At 63.4% G+C, this 18,761-nt stretch carries 14 protein-coding genes; 8 read left to right on the top strand and 6 right to left on the bottom strand.

From position 1 onward, the window contains the following. Position 1 precedes the first annotated feature (1 nt). Both EN818_RS10020 and EN818_RS10015 read left to right on the top strand, forming a co-directional pair. Positions 2-1,078, top strand: coding sequence for a glycosyltransferase family 2 protein (locus EN818_RS10020; RefSeq protein ID WP_095808810.1), 1,077 nt, complete (start codon positions 2-4; stop codon positions 1,076-1,078). 34 nt (positions 1,079-1,112) lie between these two features. Then, a complete protein-coding gene (locus tag EN818_RS10015) occupies positions 1,113-2,096 on the top strand; it encodes an NAD-dependent epimerase/dehydratase family protein (protein WP_095808703.1) in 984 nt (327 codons plus the stop codon). A 20-nt stretch (positions 2,097-2,116) separates the two neighbouring features. Here the strand turns inward: EN818_RS10015 and EN818_RS10010 are convergent, their stop codons facing one another. The 3 genes from EN818_RS10010 to EN818_RS10000 form a co-directional block, all read right to left on the bottom strand. Then, a complete protein-coding gene (locus tag EN818_RS10010) occupies positions 2,117-4,606 on the bottom strand; it encodes a sulfatase-like hydrolase/transferase (protein WP_129552870.1) in 2,490 nt (829 codons plus the stop codon). A gap of 213 nt (positions 4,607-4,819) precedes the next feature. Further along, the gene (locus EN818_RS10005) at positions 4,820-5,557 is read right to left on the bottom strand and encodes a hypothetical protein (RefSeq protein ID WP_095808701.1); all 738 of its coding nucleotides are present in this window, start codon (positions 5,555-5,557) and stop codon (positions 4,820-4,822) included. A gap of 140 nt (positions 5,558-5,697) precedes the next feature. Then, on the bottom strand, positions 5,698-6,213 hold the full coding sequence (locus tag EN818_RS10000) for a hypothetical protein (protein WP_245420597.1): 516 nt from the start codon (positions 6,211-6,213) through the stop codon (positions 5,698-5,700). A gap of 231 nt (positions 6,214-6,444) precedes the next feature. Between EN818_RS10000 and EN818_RS09995 the strand changes: the two genes are divergently transcribed. Both EN818_RS09995 and EN818_RS09990 read left to right on the top strand, forming a co-directional pair. After that, a complete protein-coding gene (locus EN818_RS09995; protein WP_095808699.1) occupies positions 6,445-9,120 on the top strand; it encodes a DUF6212 domain-containing protein in 2,676 nt (891 codons plus the stop codon). A 234-nt stretch (positions 9,121-9,354) separates the two neighbouring features. Next, positions 9,355-9,645, top strand: coding sequence for a hypothetical protein (locus tag EN818_RS09990; RefSeq protein ID WP_129552871.1), 291 nt, complete (start codon positions 9,355-9,357; stop codon positions 9,643-9,645). A gap of 22 nt (positions 9,646-9,667) precedes the next feature. Here EN818_RS09990 and EN818_RS09985 read toward each other — a convergent pair whose 3' ends face one another. Beyond that, positions 9,668-10,621 (bottom strand): glycosyltransferase family 2 protein, encoded by a 954-nt coding sequence (locus EN818_RS09985; RefSeq protein ID WP_165349878.1) that lies wholly within the window; start codon positions 10,619-10,621, stop codon positions 9,668-9,670. Positions 10,622-10,895: 274 nt separating this feature from the next. Between EN818_RS09985 and EN818_RS09980 the strand changes: the two genes are divergently transcribed. Together EN818_RS09980 and EN818_RS09975 are read left to right on the top strand one after the other, a co-directional pair. Further along, the gene (locus tag EN818_RS09980; protein ID WP_129552872.1) at positions 10,896-14,123 is read left to right on the top strand and encodes a DUF6212 domain-containing protein; all 3,228 of its coding nucleotides are present in this window, start codon (positions 10,896-10,898) and stop codon (positions 14,121-14,123) included. A gap of 86 nt (positions 14,124-14,209) precedes the next feature. Continuing rightward, positions 14,210-14,980 carry an OmpA family protein gene (locus tag EN818_RS09975; RefSeq protein WP_135904448.1) on the top strand — a complete coding sequence of 257 codons (771 nt, stop codon included), beginning with the start codon at positions 14,210-14,212 and terminating at the stop codon, positions 14,978-14,980. 128 nt (positions 14,981-15,108) lie between these two features. Here EN818_RS09975 and EN818_RS09970 read toward each other — a convergent pair whose 3' ends face one another. After that, the gene (locus EN818_RS09970; protein ID WP_095808694.1) at positions 15,109-15,939 is read right to left on the bottom strand and encodes an AraC family transcriptional regulator; all 831 of its coding nucleotides are present in this window, start codon (positions 15,937-15,939) and stop codon (positions 15,109-15,111) included. A 100-nt stretch (positions 15,940-16,039) separates the two neighbouring features. On the opposite strand from EN818_RS09970, the gene EN818_RS09965 reads away from it, so the two are divergent. Both EN818_RS09965 and EN818_RS09960 read left to right on the top strand, forming a co-directional pair. Next, entirely contained in the window at positions 16,040-17,218 is a 1,179-nt protein-coding gene (locus EN818_RS09965; RefSeq protein WP_129552873.1) for an amidohydrolase, read from the top strand. Positions 17,219-17,721: 503 nt separating this feature from the next. After that, a complete protein-coding gene (locus EN818_RS09960; protein ID WP_095808692.1) occupies positions 17,722-18,300 on the top strand; it encodes a T6SS immunity protein Tdi1 domain-containing protein in 579 nt (192 codons plus the stop codon). 6 nt (positions 18,301-18,306) lie between these two features. Here the strand turns inward: EN818_RS09960 and EN818_RS09955 are convergent, their stop codons facing one another. After that, positions 18,307-18,756 (bottom strand): DNA polymerase III subunit chi, encoded by a 450-nt coding sequence (locus EN818_RS09955; protein WP_095808691.1) that lies wholly within the window; start codon positions 18,754-18,756, stop codon positions 18,307-18,309. Positions 18,757-18,761: the final 5 nt, after the last annotated feature.

Genomic DNA, 18,761 nt, shown 5'->3' with positions numbered 1-18,761 from the left:
CATGAACGTGCTTCCCATCCCTGCCGCGGGCCTGCCCGAAGGCGCCGTCATGCCGGAGCACAGGCTCTCCATCGTCATTCCGATGTACAACGAGGCCGACAATGTCGAGCCGCTGCTGGTGCGCATCCACCAGGCGCTGGAAGGCTACAGCCAGCCCTGGGAGGTGGTGCTGGTCGACGACGGCAGCACCGACGCGACGCCCGCCGAAATACGCAGGCTCGCCGCCCAATACGGCCCGCACGTGCATGGCGTGGAACTGGTGCGCAACTACAAGCAGACCGCCGCCATGCAGGCTGGGCTCGATGCGGCGCGCGGCGACGTGATCGCGACGCTCGACGGCGACCTGCAGAACGATCCGTTCGACATACCGCGCATGGTGTATCGCCTTCTGACCGAGGACCTCGATCTCGTCGCCGGCTGGCGCAAGAACCGCCAGGAAGGTTTCTGGATGCGCAGGTTGCCCTCGCGCATTGCCAATTCGCTGATCGCGCGCGTCACCGGCGTGCGGCTGAAGGACTATGGCTGCAGCCTCAAGATCTTCCGCGGCAGCGTCATCCGCAGCGTCCGGCTCTATGGCGAAATGCACCGCTTCATTCCGGCATGGCTTGCGACGGTGACGACGCCGCGGCGCATCGCCCAGGAAGTGGTGACCCATCACGCCCGCATCCACGGCCATTCGAAATACGGCATCTCGCGCACCTTCCGCGTGGTGCTCGATCTCGTCTTCATGTTCTTCTTCATGCGCTACCGCACCAGGCCGGGTCACTTCTTCGGCGGCATCGGCATCGTGTTCGGCGTGCTTGGCTCGCTGATCCTGACCTACCTGCTCTGCGTGAAGCTGTTCCTCGGGCAGGATATCGGCACCCGCCCGATGCTGTTCACCGGCTTCTTCCTGGTCATCGCCGGGCTGCAGGCGGTGACCTCGGGCGTGCTCGCCGAGATGCTGTCGCGCATCTATCTCGAAGCGAACGGCGCGCTCGCCTATGTGGCGCGGCCGCAGCCCGCACATGGCGAAGCCGATGGCTGGCACCGGCCGAGCCTGCCGGCGAGCGCCAGGAAGAGCTCGCGCCGGAAATGACAGCCGCGCCTGACCCCTGCCCTGGAGAGCCAGCATGAGCATCCTGGTAACCGGAGCCGCCGGCTTCATCGGCAGCCATGTCTGCCGCCGTCTGCTCGCGCGCGGCGACGAAGTGATCGGCGTCGACAACATGAACGCCTATTACGATCCGGCGCTTAAGGCAGCGCGGCTTGCCCGGCTCTCGCCCAGCGAGGGATTTTCGTTCCACCAGCTCGACATTGCCGAGCCGGGGGCGTTGGCGGCCGAGCTCAAGGGAGCACCGGTCAGCGGCATCGTGCACCTCGCCGCCCAGGCCGGGGTACGCTACTCGCTCGAAAATCCGCGCGCCTATATCCACGCCAACATCGCCGGCCATCTCGAGATGCTGGAGCTCAGCCGCGCGCTGCCCGGCCTGAAGCATCTGGTCTACGCCTCGTCGAGCTCGGTCTATGGCGGCAACACCAAGGTGCCGTTCGCGGAGGACGACCGCGTCGACCATCCGGTTTCAATCTACGCCGCGACCAAGAAGGCGGACGAGCTGATCAGCTCGACCTATTCGCATCTCTACGGCCTGCCGCAGACGGGCCTGCGCTTCTTCACCGTCTATGGCCCCTGGGGGCGTCCGGACATGGCTGCCTGGATCTTCACCGAGGCGATGCTCGCCGGAAAGCCTATCCGCGTCTTCAATCATGGCGAGATGTGGCGCGACTTCACCTATGTCGACGACGTCGTCGACGGCGTCGTGGCGGTGCTGGACAAGGCGCCGGCAACCGATAGCGAGCGCCACAGGATCTACAATATCGGCAACAGCCAGCCGGTGCATCTCGGCCGCTTCATCGACACGCTGGAAAGCCTGCTCGGCGTCAAGGCGGATCGCGACAATCTGCCCATGCAGCCGGGCGAAGTGGAGAAGACTTTTGCCGACACCAGCGCGCTGGAGCGCGACTTCGGCTTCAAGCCGAAAGTGTCGATCGAGGAAGGGCTGGCGAAGTTCGTCGACTGGTACCGGCAGGAATGGCAGCCGCAAGGCCAGCGGTAGCGCGAGCGGATTGCTCTGCGCTACATGCAGCCTTCGATGAACGGGCCGCTGACCGATAGCGAGCCGTTGGTGTACATGGCGGTGCCGCTGTCGTCGGTATAGCCATGGGACTGCTCGTCGACATGCAGCTTGCTTTTGGGGACCAGCTGTCCGTTCACCTTGATGCTCTTGATGAACAGGTTGCGGTCGCCGGGCAGACCGTCACCGGCCCACTCGTCATTGATGTAGCGAATTTCGATCGTCTTCGGATTGGGCACGCCGCTGATGTCGACGCGGAACGGCTGCGCGTCGATTGCCGCCTCCTGCAGTTCCGCGACGCGGGCTTCGGCCGCCGATGCCTTGCTCTCCTTGCCCTGGACGGCGATCTCGGCGAGGCGTTTGCCGTCCACGAAGACGTCGAAGCTCGGCGCTCCCCGATAATCGGTGCCGGCTGCCTCGATCGTCAGATTCGTGGCGGTGCAGCGCCCGGCGTCGTTCTCGGCGGCAGCGACCAGATCGGTTATGCGGCGTCTCTGCGACTGCACCCATCCAGCGATGGGCTGCAGCAGCGCGCTCCTGTCGCTCGCATCCTCGCTGAATAGGTTCGTCCTTTCGCCGGGATCGGCCTTGAGGTCATATTCCTCGACCTTGCCGGTCGTGGCGTTGAAGATCACCTTTCGATCGTTCTCGCGATAACCGAACAGGTAGCCGGCCCAGGGATTGAAGAAGAAAGTCTTGTTCGGCCTCTGCTCGCTGAACAGGCTGCGCCCCTGCCACTGCTTCGGCAGCGGCAGGCCCAGTATGTCGAAGATCGTCGGGGCGATATCGATGATGCCGCCAACCGGGTGCGCGACCTGATCGTGGAACAGATGCTTGTTGATCATGATCAGCGGGATGTGGACGTTCTCGTCATACATCGCGCTGGCATGGACGTAATCGCCATGCTCTCCAAACGCTTCGCCATGGTCGCCGAGCACGACGACGAGCGTGGAATCGAGCTTGCCGGACCGCTTGAGCGATTCAAGGATCTCGCCAAGCGCGGTGTCGCCGACCTTCAGGGCGTTGAGATAGGCGTTGAATTTCTCGTCGTCCGAATAATGCACCAAACCCTTGTCGTGAGACGACGGCGCCATCTTCGAAAACATCGGACTGGCGGTGATGTAGGGATAGTGGGTCATCGCCGTGAACATGATGCCGAAGAAAGGCTTCTGCGAATCCTTGTTCATCCAGTCGATGATGGACTGCGCGGTGCACAGGTCGCTGTTGTAGTCCATGTTCTTCCACTGCTCGGAGCTGAGCTTGAAGGTCGGGGTAGCGCATTTCTGCCCGCGATAATCCTGGATCACGTCCAGTCCCTTGTTGAGGAGAAACTCGTCGACGCGCTGGAAACGGGAATCCGCACTCCAGAAAAAACCGGTGCGAAAGTTGTTCTTGGACAGCGTGTTGGAGACAGTGTCCAGCGGCAGGTACGGATACCGGCTGGTCATCCCGTAGAACGAAATGTCGTTGTAGAGCGAGGTGAGCAGGGAAAATATCGAATAGTGCGTGGACGGCGCGTGCGCATAGATGTTGTCGAAGCGGATGGAATCGCCTGCATAGGCCTTGATTGTCGGCGTCACCGGATAGTTGCCGCCAAATGTCTCGACATATTTGGACGGCACCGACTCCATCATGAAGATCAGAACGTTCTTGATCGGGTTCGGCGCCGGCGGCTTGAAGCTGGACGTCTCCGGCGGCCGCTCGCCGACGCTGGCGACATCGGGGTCGTTGGCGCCGGCGCTCATGGCGAGCATCACCGGCATCGGGCTGAACAAGGCCGACTGAACGAAATAGACGATCGGATTGTCGACCTTGGACGCCGGCAGCGACTCGGCGCGCACATGGTAGCCCGTGCCGACCAGCGCCGCGCCGACAGCCAGGACGAGCGCACCGAGAAAGGCGCGGTGACCGACTGTGTTCAGCCGCAGGCACAATCCGGCCGCGGCATAGCCAAGCACGAACACCAGCATGACGGATCCGCACAGGGTCGCGAAATCCCGGACGTTGAGGGCGTCACCCATGGCGTTCCTTGCGTCGGCATTCTGCAGGAAGTCGCCATAGACCAGCCACTGGAAGGTGAACGGCTCGCCCAGCATCTTGACGAGGTTGATGTTGGCAAATCCCCAGGCGAGCGACACCAGGATTGCAACATAGAACAGGACGGCGACCGCCGCGGAAGCGAGGCGGCTGGCCCTTGCCAGGAAACGCAGTGCCAGGGCCGCCGCGGTCAGCGAGGCAATGAGGATCAGGTCATAATAGCTTGCGGCCAGTCCAACGGGAGCGGACGCCAGGAGCCCCTGCACCGTCGTCTGCGGATCGATGATGACGCTTCGGTAGATGCCCAAGAGCAGCCAGGACAGAACTCCAGTACAGATGATCTGCAACGACATGCGCCGAAAGCGCATAGCGCGCGGCAAAGCCGCGCCCTTCTTCGAATTCGCCGCACCGTTTTCAGGCCAGCTCGTCGACCCCATGCCGCCGCCGATGTTCATATAAATACCGCCGCCACTTCGCGCTCCGGCCAGCCACAACCAGAGCGTTCAAAACCCCCAACCCGCAAAATCGGTCTGGGTTAAAAAAGAGTCAACAAAATCAAGCGTGCGTTAACCATCTCTCTTCAGGACTGGTTAACCGAGGCATCGAAGCGCAAGAGCTGCCAAAGCCGATCCGCGATTGGTCTTCGTTGGTCCCGCCGGCCGGCCGCATCACCCAAGCGCGTGCAGGTCTTCGGTGGAAATGGCCCTGAAATAGGCGGTGAATTCCCAATAATTCTCGATGCGCTCGGCGTATGGGCGCACCGGCTGCTTCAATATCTCGGCCTCGAACCGGTCGAGGCGCTGCGACCCACCGAGATAGGCTATGATCGCGTTTCCGACCAGCGGATCGGCGATATCGTTGTAGTGGATCGGGAAATAGGGCTGATTGGCTTCGAACAGCACGGATTTGATCTTGGTCCGGAACAGGTTCAGCTCGCGCAGATAGGCGTTGAACCGCTCAAGGTCGAAATACACCTTCTTGCGGCTGGGCTCGGGCAAGGGCTCGGAGGCGTGGACGACCCAGACGCCCGACGCTTCCGCCTCGAGCAGGGACAGGAACGAGGCGACCGGGTTCCTGACCAGCCAGAGCTTCTTCACGCTCTCGTCCTCGAGCACCGGAAGCACGGCGGGGCGCGTCTGCTCGGGAAATATGTGGAAACCGGCAAAGCGGGCCGACGGATCCTCGAAGATGCGCGCGATGAGCTGCTCGGGAGCAGCATCGCGCGTGCCGACAGCCTCGCGCGGCAGATTCATCTTGTCATGGTAGTCATAGCGCAGACCGACGAAGCGCGGATTGAAAATCTCGCCATGCATCACCATCCCCTCATATTGGTTGAGATGGCGATTGAGCGCTTGCGAGCCGGTTCTGGGGGAAGCGATCAGCACGAACTTCTGACAAGACTGCATTCGCACCACACCCAATGGAGTTACGCCCGAACATACACAAACGACCTCTGCGTTCAAATGTGAGCGGCCACTTGAAACGGCAACGGCGGGCGCCGTGAAGCACCCGCCGTCATCGGTCGTCCCAACACCTGCTGCGGGGTTCAGCCGCCGCGCAGGCGGGTCGGGCTCAGGCTCGCAATGGTCGACCGCTGTTCGGAAGGACAAGTCGGAAGGAACCGGCTCGCATCCGCATAGGTCATGGTCGTTATGGAATTCTTCAGGCCGCCGCGCTTGGCGATCCAGCCGCGAACCCAGCCGGGGTAGTTCTTCATCATGAAGTCGGCCGCGACCTGGTTGCCGCGCGCCCCGGCGCCATAGGGCAGGTGGAAGCCGAACGAGGCGCTGCGCGTGACGCAGACCTTGCTCTTGGGCATCGCCAGGTAAAGCGTGCAGGCCGAGTCGCACGCACCGTTGAAGCGCACGAAGCCGCCGCTGCGGCGCATCTTCAGCACGCGGATGGCATAGTCGATCACATAGCCGCCACGGTCGCCGCTGATCGTCTTCACATAGCCATTGCCGAGATTCATGCGCGGACGCAGCAATTGGTCTGCCGAGCTCGTCGAGATCATGGCGCCCATCAAGGCGAGCGCAGCGAGAAACTTCATTATCGTTTTCATTCGCGCCTCCTGCTATGCCGTGAACGGTTAGCCGGGACGCGTAAAGATTGGTTATGCCGTGTCGGTAAACTTGTAACAATCGCTTGATTGCGCAGCTGTTTTAGGCGCCGCTTGATGGTCTTGGTTTACCGGTGGCGCACAAGGATGATCACTGGAAAGTAAATCCGGCATGGTCAAAGAGCAGAGAAGCGTGGAAGCCGTGCCGGTCGATCGGGGTCAGAGGAACGTTCAATGACCGCTGGAAGCAAGCCGAAGCAGGATGGCGCTCGTCGCCGCATCTGCGTGGTCACGCATGCGATCCGCCGCGACAGCGAGGTCGAGGATGCGACGGCGTTCAGCGAGCTCGCCAGACTCTTTGCCGATGAGGGAGACGACGTCACCCTGCTGTTGGTCGCCGGCCGGGAAGCGCCCTCGCCGGAGCAGTTGGCCACGCAACGCAAGGAACTCGAGGCCGCCGCGGTCACACTCGAGGTTCTCGACCGGTCCGATCAGTTGCTCCCCTCGCTGGCAAGCCCGGAGAGCCGGTCCGCGGCCTTGCTGCACTATCTCGAGCGCTCCAGATACAATCTGGTCTTCGCGCCGCTCGAGGGTGGCCTGCCCTATTTCACCCTGCTCGCGGCCGAGACCGGCGCCTTCGCCGCGCCGCCCATCGTCCTCCTCGCCAGCGCCCCGGAGGAATGGGTGCATGAAGCCGACAAGGCCTTCATGGGCAGCACCGAGGCTATCGCTACGGCCCATATGGAAAAGCACTGCGCCGAAATGGCCGACAGGACGATCTGCGCCTCCGCGGCGCTGCGCCAATGGATGCTGTCGAGAGGCTGGAAGGTGAGGAAGGCGACGGTGCTGCCGCCACCGTTTCGGGCCGGCCGGACCGAAGCGCCGGCGTCACCGGTCGAGAGCAAGGCGTGCGAACTTGTTGCCCTGGCCGGAGCTCGGTTCCGGGATGGCCTGACGCTGCTTTGCGACGCGCTCGACATCCTCGCGCCATCGGCGCCCGAAGGGCTGACCCTCACCGCATTCGGTCCATTCGGCAAGATCATGGGCGAGCACAGCGGCGGGCTGCTTCTGCGGCGCGCCGAGCATTGGCCGTTCCGGCTCAAGCTGTTGCCGCGCGCGACCTTCCGGGAGAGGCTCGACTACCTCGCACGCAGCGGCGCCTTGGCCGTGATCCCCAGCCTCGCTGCATCGACAGGCGAAGCCGTTGCCGCATGCACCGCTGCAGGGCTGCCGTTCGTTGCAACCAATGCCGGCGCCAATGCCGAAGCCTGGAATCCTGAGGCCGGCCAGGCGCCGCTGGTCGAGGCCGACGCGGCGCAATTGGCGGCGGCCATGCTGGCGGCGCTCGACAAGCCCCCCCGCCCCGGCCGGATCGATATGTCGGGCCCCTGCCGCAAGGCATGGCTAGATTCGCGCCATGTGCCCGCTGCCCGAAAGCGCATCCGCAAGCAGGCTCGACCGGCACCCCTGGTTTCGGTGGTGATGGCGCATCGCAACCGGCCGCTCTATCTCAAGCAGGCCATCGAGGCGGTCGAGGCGCAAAGCTACGGCAATCTCGAACTGGTGCTGGTCGACGATGGAAGCGATCTGGAAGAAGCCAGGCAATTGCTGGATGCGCTGGAACCGGGCTTCCGTCGACGCGGATGGAAGATCCTGCGCTGGCTGCACAAGCATCTTGGCGCCGCGCGCAATGCCGGCGTGCGCGCCGCGCGCGGCGAGTTGATCCTGTTCGTCGACGACGATAACGCGCTGTTCCCGGAAGCCGTCGATCAGTTCGTTCGCGCCATGACGACATCGGGCGCCGACATCTGCACGGCCTTCCAACTGATCTTCTACGAGGATTTCGTGCCGGAGAACCGGGCCGATGGGCTGATCCAGTATCTGCCGCTCGGCGGCCCGGACGCGCTGGGACTGATCCACAACGTCTATGGCGATGCCAACGCGATGGTGCGCCGGGCGGTCTTCTCGCAGATCGGATTTTGGATCGAGGATCCAGGCTATGCCATGCACGACTGGGAATTCTTCGCGCGGGCCTCGCTCGCCGGGCTCAAGCTCAGGCCGATTCCGAAGCCGCTCTACTGGTACCGGTCGAAACCGGGCAGCATGTTCCGCACATCGAATTGGTATGACAACCGCCTGCCCGTCATGGAAGCGTTGCGGACGCTGCGATCCGAGGACGTCCGGTTGCTCCACCAGTTGGCCATCGCGCAGAACACGGCACGCTCCGAAGTCGACAGCGCGCGCGAGAACCTGAAATATACACCGGCCAATCGGAAATACCTGGAGCTCAGCGACCTCGAGCCCAACGGCGAGGCAGCGATCGAGGCGCTTGCCGGCATCGCCGCCTCGGTCGGCCGCAACGATACGCGCGCCGCCCTGCTTGGAGACGGCCTCGTCAAGCCGCAGCCGGATGCATCGGGCAGAGCCGAGGCGGCCGGTGCTTCAGTCGCGCTCGCCTACGAGGTGCTGAAGGCTGCAAGGCTGCTTACGCCGCGAAGTTCCGCGCTGCCGTTGCTGCTGGTCGCGCCTGACGGGGGTGGCGTGTTCCTGCGGCCGCACGCGGAGGGCCCGGTCGCCGCGTCGCTTGACCATCAGTTCCCGCCCTTTTTTCGCAGAATGGAGGCAGCCGTCGAGCTCGCCCATGCCGACGCTCCGGCAATCGAATTCGGCCTGGCGCTCGCCCGCCCCGACCAGCCCATAGACTGGCAGCAGGACATCGGCGCGCAGACGATCGGCTTCTCCGGCTGGATAATGGTCCGCGACAAATTCGTGCGCCACGTCGTGGCGACGACGGCCCGTGTCAGGCGCAAGATGCCGCTTTCGATCGTGCTCGCGGTGCGCTTCGCGGAAGGGCCGAACGGCGCTCCGAGCAACGCCTTCTTTCGGACGCTGACCCTGTTCAGCGACTAAAGCAGGGCGTTCGACATCCGAACTCGACAGGCTGCCTGTTGGCCTGTTTTTCGACGCCGAATTTCCGCGGCCGTACACGATCCAGCCTGCCAGCAGCAGCCCCTTTCGCAGACCCAAACAGGCGCTCAAGCCGTTAACCATCCCCCAGCAGGTTTCTGTCGATATGGTTGACAAATTGCTAACAAATCAATAGTATCAACAGTCTATGGGGTGTGCAGTGTATGGGTGGGCGTAATGCGTAAAATACAGTCGCTACTTTTGGGCGGCCTCAGTCTGCTGGGGTTGAGTGTCGCGTTCTCGAACGCGGCGCAGGCGCAAATCGAAGTTGCCCCGATCAAGGAAGCCGAGCTCGCCTGCGAGCAGGCCCTCAAGATCGGCACCATCGAGGCGCTAGAGGACTATCTGCATCGTTATCCGAATGCGCCGACGGCCTGCAAAGCGCTGGCTTTGAACAGCCTGTCACAGTTTGCAGCCGGTGGTGGAAACGGGAACGGTGGGGATGGCGGCGGCCGCTACGGCGGATAAGCGCCGATTTTCTCGATAAATGTCAGGCGGACGCGCCGTCGCGAAGACGGCGCGTCGCTTGCTTTGAGATGAACTCAGCGTAGCGATCCGAGGTTTTCATCCAGCCGAGATCCACGAGCTGCGCGGTGTCGCGATAGCGGACGGAGCGATGGTCGCGGAGCGCCAGCTTCGGGTTTCGCTCCAATGCTTCCATGTAGGCTGCACGTTCCTCGAGGGTCTTTTCCTTGAGCTGCGCATTCTCGTTCAGGGACGACGCCGACTTTTGGCGGAAGCCCCAGACGAATTTGAAGTGCAGCAAGGCAACGCGCAGTTCGCTGAAGCTGACCTTGGTGAGGGTGTGCTGCGCCACGTGGTAGCTTGTGCCCCGCCCCCATCGCACGATCGGCACTTTCGTCAGACAGGGCGGAAACGTCTGCTTGAAGCGGCCGTGCCAGAAGACACGTTCTCTCACACCGCCGAACATCTGCTCCGGCGGATAGAGGCCGTCGCGGGGCCTCAGCCATCCCGGCTCGGGATCGAAATAGGGCGAGGCCTCGAGCAGCGGGAGCTTGCCGTCGTAGCTGCATTCGGTCAGCGGTCCGTCGGCATACATGTCGATCATCGAGCCGATGACGGCTTCGGCGCCGGTCGACTGGAGATAGGCGCAGAGCTGCCGCAGATTCGTCTGCTCGCAATCGGGATAGACGAGAAGCTCATCGGCGTCGATCGATAGGCACCAATGGCCGCTGCCGAAGACGTTCATCAGCGTGTTGATCCATTTCGGCGGATCGATGTTTTCGGCGAAATGCGATCCTTCGGTGTGGAAGCAGTGGCTGTCCGGTTGCTCCAGGATCAGTTCGCGCGTTCCGTCCGTCGAGCCGTTGTCCAGAAAGAAGAATCGGTCGACCCCGAGCTTGCGATAGTGGTCGAGGATGTGCGGCAGCAAGGCCGCTTCGTTGCGCAATCCGACAAAGCAAAGGATCTCGTCGTGGGCCATGTCGATCGGCCGGTCATCCAGTCGCGCGAGATGTTTTGGGGATTGAAAGCCAACCATCCGAACGTCATCAATACGGTTGAGCGAAGGCAGACGCGTGTTATGCACCCAAGACAATTATCAAAGTGTTATCCAACTGTTGGCAAGACTGCTTCGCGTTGGACAGGCTGACAAAGCTGGACTGAGCTGGGATTGATTGGGGGACCGATTGAGCGTTGGTTCTAAGAAACGAGCGGTGCCCGCCGGGAGGCGGCAGGCGAGCCAAAAGCCCCGCAACGTGTGCATCGTTTCGGAGGTCGAGTTCGGCTCGACCGTGACGGCCGATCCCGGCTCGGCGGTCTACGCCCTGGCCCAGCACCTTGCGAAGACCGGCGACAGGGTGACCTTGCTTTGGGTGGCGAGCCCGCTCGGCAGCCGGCCTGACGCGGAGGAGATCGCGCGGCTGGCCAAATGGTGCTTCGACAATTTCCTGGTGCGGCTCGAATTGCTGCCGCTGTCGCCGGAGCTGCTGCGCGGCGACGAAGCGAGCGACAAGAACTCGGTGGCTGTCTACCACTATCTCAAGCAGAACCCGTTCGACGTCGTCTATTTTTCGCTCGAAGGCGGGCTGGCGCATTTCCCCACGGTTGCCAAGCGCACCGGCGTGTTCCCCGATCCGCCGGTGATCGTCGTGCTCGCCCACGAACCGCTGATCTGGAAGCTGGAAGCCAACTCCCGGGCGATCGAGCACAAGGACCAGATGACGGTCGCGCATATGGAGAGGACAGCGGCCGAGACCTGCGACCATCTCGTCGTCACCGGCCAGTCGCTGCTCGACTGGATGACCAAGGCGGGATGGAAGTTGCCCGCCAGTCGTCACATCGCCGCCCCGCTGCCGCCCGAGGAGTGGCGTTCGAACTTCACCGTCGATCACTACCGGCCCCGGGAGCGGCTCAGCCCCGAAGTGGTTCATTTCTCCGGCACGGAGGCGCGCGGCGGGCTGACGCTGTTCTGCGATGCGCTCGATCGCCTGGCCGACAGCGGCGTCACCGACCTGTCGGTGACGGTGGTCGGCGCATTCGGCCATGTGCTCGGCGAGCATTCGGGCGGCATGATCGTCCGACGGGCGCGGCAATGGCCGTTCAAGCTGAAGCTTCTGCCCATCCGGGACGAGCCGCAGATCTTCAAATATCTGCGGCAGAGCCATGCGCTGGTGGCGATCACTCATTCGGCCGCCCATCTTCCGCTGGATGTTGTGACGTGCCTCGACGAAGGGATCGCGTTCGTCACCACGGATGTCGGCAGCATTCGCGACGTGATCCATCCGAGCTCCGCCGATGCCGTCACCATGAAGGCTTCCGCCGCAGCGATCGCGGCCAAGATTGCGTCGGTCATGGAAAGCCGGTCGTTCGACCCGGCGAAGCCGCAGCACAACCGGGATGCGCGCGAGAAGGCCTGGAGCAGGCTGCACGCGAAATTCGCAAAACAGGCCGCCAAGCCCGGCGGGCTCGGCCGGGGCCGGCTGCCGCTGGTCTCGATTATTACGGCGCACTACAATCGGGCGCGCCTGCTGCCGCAGGCGATCGCCTCGGTCCGGCGCCAGGACTATCCCAACATCGAACTGGTCCTTGTCGATGACGGCAGCACCGATCCCGAGGCGATCCGGCTACTGGCCGAGCTCGAGCCGGAGTTCAAGCAGCGCGGCTGGCAGATCATCCGGCAGAAGAACGGCTTCCTCGGCAAGGCGCGCAACAACGGCATCCGCCACGCCAAGGGGTCGTTGATCCTGTTCCTGGACGACGACAATGCGCTGTTCCCGAATGCGGTCAGCACCTTCGTCTCCGGCATGTTGAGGTCCGGCGCCGATATCTGCACCACCTTCGCCAAGTGGCTCAACGAGCCGTTCGTGCCGCCGGACACGAAGAGCGGCTATATGCTGTATTTCCCGGTCGGCGGCCCACCCGACATCGCGCTGATCACCAACCCTTATGGCGATGCCAACGCCATGTTCCGGCGCGAGGTGTTCGACAAGGTCGGCTACCTCAACGAAGAGCGCGGCTTTTCGGCAAGCGATTGGGAATTCTTCCTGCGCGCCGATCTTGCCGGCCTGGAGATCGTGACCATCCCGGAGCCGCTCTACTGGTACCGGTCTTCGCCGACGGGCATGAACCGGAATGCCGAGTGGCTGAGAAACCGGCGGCCGATCATCGACGTGTTCCGCAAGCACAAATTCGCGCGGACGGACATGTTCGTGCAGCTCGGCATCAGCTCGAACACCGCCAGCCACGAGAAGGAACTCAACCTCTGGAACCTGGAGCTGCGGGTCAAGGACGACCGGTATCTGCGGCTGAGTTCGGCTGCCGCCAATTCCGCAGATGCGATCCAGCTGCTGGCTGAGATAGCGGCGCGCGAAGGCAGGGCCGACACGGCGATCTCGCTGCTCGCCCATGCCGGCCGATCCGACTTCACCCTGGGCGTTGTCGACATGCTCAACGCCTCGGCTGAGGAGACGGTCCCGGAACTGCACTCCCTGCTGCATCGCGAGCAGTACCTCTCGGCCGAGATCCTGCGACTCGCCCATGTCGGGTCGTATCCAACCGATTCGGATCTGCTGACCTATGTCGAGCAATCGCCGGACCAGCTGTTCGTCCAGGCCAGCGGCGGCGCCGTTTCGATGGCGCTGCTGAAGGGCGTATGCCCGCCAGGCACGGTCGGCGCGAGCTGCTGGGTCTATCTTGATGAAGCGGTCACGGAACCGGCGCAGTTTCAGATCGCGCTCGTCGATGCGGATAAGCGGGACTTCGGTCAGCTCGCCGAACTGCTTGCAAATGGCGGCAGCGGCTGGGCGAATGTGAGCCGTCCGCACGAACCGCGCGAAATCATGGCCGATGCCGATGGACCTGCGGATGGCAGGCGCGATCTGCTGCTGGCCGTCAGATGCGCCGACAGGCAGCCGGACGCGAAGGTGCTTGGCGGCTTCTCCAGCATCAAGATCCGCAACGTGGTTTCACCCGGCGGGCGGCGCCCACGCCTCAATGCGCCGCAGCAGCGCCAGCGCATGCGCCGGCTGAGCGGCGAGGAACTGAAGCGTGCGACGCTGACAACGAACTATCCGTCCGAGTTGCCGGCGCTGCTCGTTGCCGGCGACAATGGCGGCATTTTCCTGCGGCCGAGCAACCATGGTCCCGTGGTCGCCGCCCTCAATTCCACTTTCCCGGCCTTTGCCCGAAGCGTGATCGCAACGGTGGAGATCGCGCATGAGGATGCTTCCCCCTTCGAGTTCGCCATGGCACTGGGGCGGCCGGAAGAAAAACTCGTCTGGAAACACGATGCTCCGGTCGGCGCCTTGGCCTTCTCCGGCTGGACACGTGTCGCGAGACCCTTCGAGCTGCATGACCTGAAGGTCTCCATCCGCGAGATCGATCGCAAATGGCTGACGATCCATCTGGCGATCAGACTGCCACCTGGTTCCAAGCCCATGCCGTCCAACGCTTTCTGGCGCAAGCTGCTGCTGGCGTGGGACTGACGCCGGTGCCAATCGCGCGAACGTTACCTTGCGAGGACCGCGAAGTGCAGTAGTAGACGGCGGCGAGCCTGGGAGGTGCCACGAAGATGAAGAGCATTGTCGGCCTTGCCGTTTTCATTATTGCCGTCAGCGCGGCATTCTTCCCGGCGGTCGCACAGGAAGGTGACGTTGGACCAAAGTGCACCCAGTGGAACTCGCACCGGGTCCTGTTCACGAAGGGTGACGGCAAGATATCGGCCGAATCCGCAAAAGCCCTGGGAGAGTTCGTCAATGGCGCCGGCCACGATTGCGGGTACAGGCTCTATGCGACTGCGAGCAAGGAAGGCGGATACGACAAGGCGTATGACATTGCCGGCCGCAGGCTGAACGCGACGAGCGACTTCCTCAAAGCACAGGGCGTCAAGCCGGAAATGGTGCTGGCGCTTTCCTATTGGGTCGATGACGGCGCCGCCGACACGAGCCAAGCGCGCAGCGCCATCCTCTACACCTTGCCCAAGCAAGGCATCTCCTGCCGGCAGTATGAGAAGCGCAGGCCGGAGCAGGTCCATCTCGTCTTCGCCAGCCGCTCCTCCGTGATTTCAGCGAAGGTGAAACGCGAGCTCGAGAAGTTCGCCGCCAGCATTCGCGACACGCGCTGCAACGTGGAGATGACGGCGCTGGCGGCCAAGGAATTTACCGGCGCCAACGCTGCCAAGATCAACAAGGATCTGGCCAAGCGGCGCGTGAAGGCGATCGAGAACATTCTGACCGCGGCGAGCATCGACAGCGACCGGCTGGTCGACACGAAAGTGGAGTATATTGGCGACAAGAAGCCGAACGTCGCCAAGAATCGCCTGGCCACGGCGTCGCTGATGTAGCTGCGCCAGCTTGCCTGAGCATCAAAACGCGTAGCGTTGATCGGATTCAGGCGACGCGCATTGAATTTTTTGTTTTTGGATGCATGTCGTTCCCCCCAAAACCGCTGCGCACCTTTGGGCGACATCCATCAGGCGGCGGCGCGCCAGGCGCCGGGCGAAAGCCCCTTGATCGCCTTGAACACCCTGGTGAGATGGCTCTGGTCGGCGAAGCCGGTCGCTGCGGCGATCTCGGCCAGCGGCATGTCGGTCTTGATCAGCACCGAGGCGGCGCGGATGCGGCGATCACGCAGATATTGCCCCGGCGTCATGCCGACGGCGCGGCGGAAGTCGCGAATGACCTGGAAGCGGGTGACGCCGGCGGCCACCGCCAGATGCGCAAGGTCGAAGCCGATTGAGAGATCGGCCGCAATCATCTCGCCATAGAGACGAAAGCGCCGACTCGCTTCGCCATCATCGGCGACCCGGTCGGCGCGCTGGCCGGCGCCAAAGCGGCCGACGAGTTCGCGCAGCACCACAAGCATCGCCGCTTCCTGCTCGAGCCCCTGCTCCGCCAGCCGATGTGCCTGCACGAAGGCCCTCGCCAGCGCGGGCGCTTGCACGACGCCGTGACGGAACATCGGCAGTCCCGGCAGTTCGAGTTCCGCGGCGATCTCGGCCATCAGGGCGACGTCGGGATAGCAGGTGCGGTAGGCCCAGCCGGACGGCGCGCCCTTCTCGCCGTCATGCGGCTCTTCCGGGTTGACGATGATGATCGAGCCTGCCGTCGCCAGATGCCGGCGAGGGCCCATCCTGAGCTTCTCGACACCGGCGACCACCACGCCGAATACCCAGGTCGGATGGGTGTGCAAGGCATAGGCATGGTCGCGATAGCGCGCGGCGAGCATTTCGAGGCCGCCGAGGCCGTCATGCCGCGTCAGCTTTGCCGCTTCGCGTTCCCGTTGCTCGCTGGCATCGCTCATGGCAGCAAGCCTTCTCGAAAACCGCCCTGCCCGTCAATCCCGTTCAAGACGCCAAGCGAAGCCGCCGGCTAGATCGGCGCATGCACACGGAGGCAGGACGATGCAGGAAAACGACGAGGTAGCAGCGATCGTGCCCGAGGCAACCGGCTGGCGCCGGTACATTCATGCCAATCCGGAACTCGGCTTTGCCGAGCATGAGACGGCGGCGTTCGTCGCGGCAAAGCTCAAGGAATTCGGCCTTGCGGTGCATACGGATGTGAGCGCCACGGCGGTGGTGGCGACGTTGGCGAAAGGCACGAGCGGCAAGGCGATCGCTCTGCGCGCCGAGTTGGACGCGCTGCCGATCAAGGAAGCGACCGGCCTTGCCTATGCATCGCGCAACGATGGCGTGATGCATGCCTGCGGCCATGACGGCCACACCGCCATGCTGCTCGGCGCGGCCAAGCTCTTGGCCGAGAGCGAGAGCTTCGACGGCACGGTGGTGTTCGTCTTCCAACCGGCCGAAGAGGTTCTGGGCGGCGGCAAGAAGATGATTGCGGACGGGCTGCTGAAGCGCTTTCCGGTCGAGCAGGTGTTTGCTGTCCACAACTGGCCGGGCTTTCCGGAAGGCCATATCGGCGTGCGCGCCGGAGCGCAGATGGCCGCGGTCGACGATTTCGAGATCGTCTTTCGCGGCAGCGGCTGCCACGCGGCGATGCCGCACCAGGGCGACGATCCGCTGCTGGCCGCGGCGAGCTTTATCACCGCGATCCAGCGGCTGGTCAGCCGCAGCGTCGATCCGCTGTCGCCTGCCGTGCTGTCGGTGACCCAGATCCATGGCGGCCGCTTCAACAATTTCGTGCCGGGCGAGGTGAAGGTCGAGGGCACCTGCCGCTTCTACGACCGGGCGCTGTCCAATCATTGCGCCGCCGAGATCGAGCGTGTCGCGCAGGCGAGCGCGGCCATGCATGGCGCCAGCGCGGAACTCACCTACAAACGCGGGTACCCGCCGGTGGTGAATCCGGCCGATGGCGCGGCGCTCGCCGCCTTGGCCGGCGCGGATACGGTGGGTACGGAGCGCGTCTCGACCGAGTTCCAGCCCAGCATGGGCTGCGAAGACTTCGCCTTCCTGCTGCAGGGCGTCGGCGATGGCGCCTATCTCTGGATCGGCGCGGGCGATGTCGGTCCGGGCGCCGGGCTGCATGGCGACCGCTTCATCTTCAACGAAGCGATCATCCCGATCGGGATCCGCTTCTTCCTCAACCTCGTCCAGCGCGCGCTGCCGGTCGGCGGGCGGTAGACCAACTCTAAGAAGGTGCGGAGCGGTTTTCCCTCCGGAACCTGCGCGAAAACAAACTTTTGAGCGATTGCCAAGCAGGGCAATTTCGCACAACGGTCCTCGCGAACCGAAACGACCGCGAGACCTGATGCCGCCGGACACCACCGTGCTCATCACCGGAGCGCGCGTGCCGGTGGCACTACATCCGGCGCGCCTGTTCGACGGCGCGGGCCGCCGCTGGCGTGGCGAAGCCGACAGGTTCCGGCGCGACTGTTCGCACCCCATATCGAGCTCCTGGCGGAAGTCCATAACAAGCATGCCTTCATCCGGCTGGCGGGGCGCCTCGGACTGGCGACTCCAGAAACGACATTGCTCAATTCGCGCGACGATCTGGAGGCAGTGCGCAGCCGCTCGCGCGCGTTGGCGTTCAAAGCCCGTCTGGTCGCGCTTCGCCAACCTACGCGATTCACCCTCGGTTGCAGATGAAGTCGACTGTAAGTATACAGCTCCTGCAGGGGTGACCTATGACTAATATTTTTTCGCGCTTTGTTTCTTCGATCTTTGGCGGCAAACGAGATGTGGAGGACAAAGCTGGCTCATCAAGCACAGTCAAGGCCGCGCTGCCCGGCAACCTTCAGCACTTGTTCATCGAACCTTCCGGTAGGGACGTCACGGAAGCGCTTGACGGTTGGAAGTGGATCGGCCTTGACGGACTTGAGCCCGCGGCGGTTTCGGCCTTTGGCGATATCTTCTTTCGTGCCGCTGATGGATCGGTCAAGCATTTAGACATGATCGCGGGGCGCCTGACCCAAGTGTCTCGCACATGGTCGGAGCTCGAAACGCAGTTGAACGATTCCGGTCGTCAGGATGATCTTCTGCTGGCCAGCCTAGTGGTGGCGGCGCGACGCAAAGGTTTGGTTCTCGACAGGGGCCAATGCTACGACTTCAAGAAGCCACCGGTACTTGGCGGTGGAATGGAGGTCGACCAAATGGAGAAGACATTCTTCGTCGTGAAGGTCCACATAGCCGGGCAAATCCACCGGCAGGTAAAAGATCTTCCGCCAGGCACGAAAATCAACAAGGTAACGATGAGCGATCACTGAAGGCTCTCACGCCTTCCGCTCCCAGCGCCGGTCGGGCGTCTGCTGCCAGTAGGTCACGGCGTGGCCGGCTTCCTTCATCGCTTTCCAGTATGTCCGCGCGCTTTCGACCTGCGCCGCGTCATGGCCGTCGAACAGGAAGACCGCCCGCTCGTAGCCGGAAAGTTCCGGCGGCGCGGCGCCGTCGACGAGGAAGCGAATCTGCGCGGCATTGGGGTTGCCTTCGCCGGTGGTGAGCAGGATCGGCTGCTCGGCCGGATGGGCTTCGCGGTCGGTGGCATGCGCGAGAAAGGAATCGTCGCGGAACGTCCACAGATGCTGGTCGAGCGCATCGCGCCGTTCCTCGGTGCCGGTCTGCACGACCGCGCGCCAGCCGCGCTCGACGCTGCGCTCAAGCAGGCCGGGCAGCGCCTCTTCCAGCGTCGATTCCGTCAGGTGGTAGAACAGGATGTCGGCCATCCTTG

The organism is Mesorhizobium sp. M3A.F.Ca.ET.175.01.1.1 (genome assembly GCF_004791945.1).
GTDB lineage: Bacteria > Pseudomonadota > Alphaproteobacteria > Rhizobiales > Rhizobiaceae > Mesorhizobium.
This window is presented reverse-complemented; position numbering and strand designations above follow the sequence as displayed.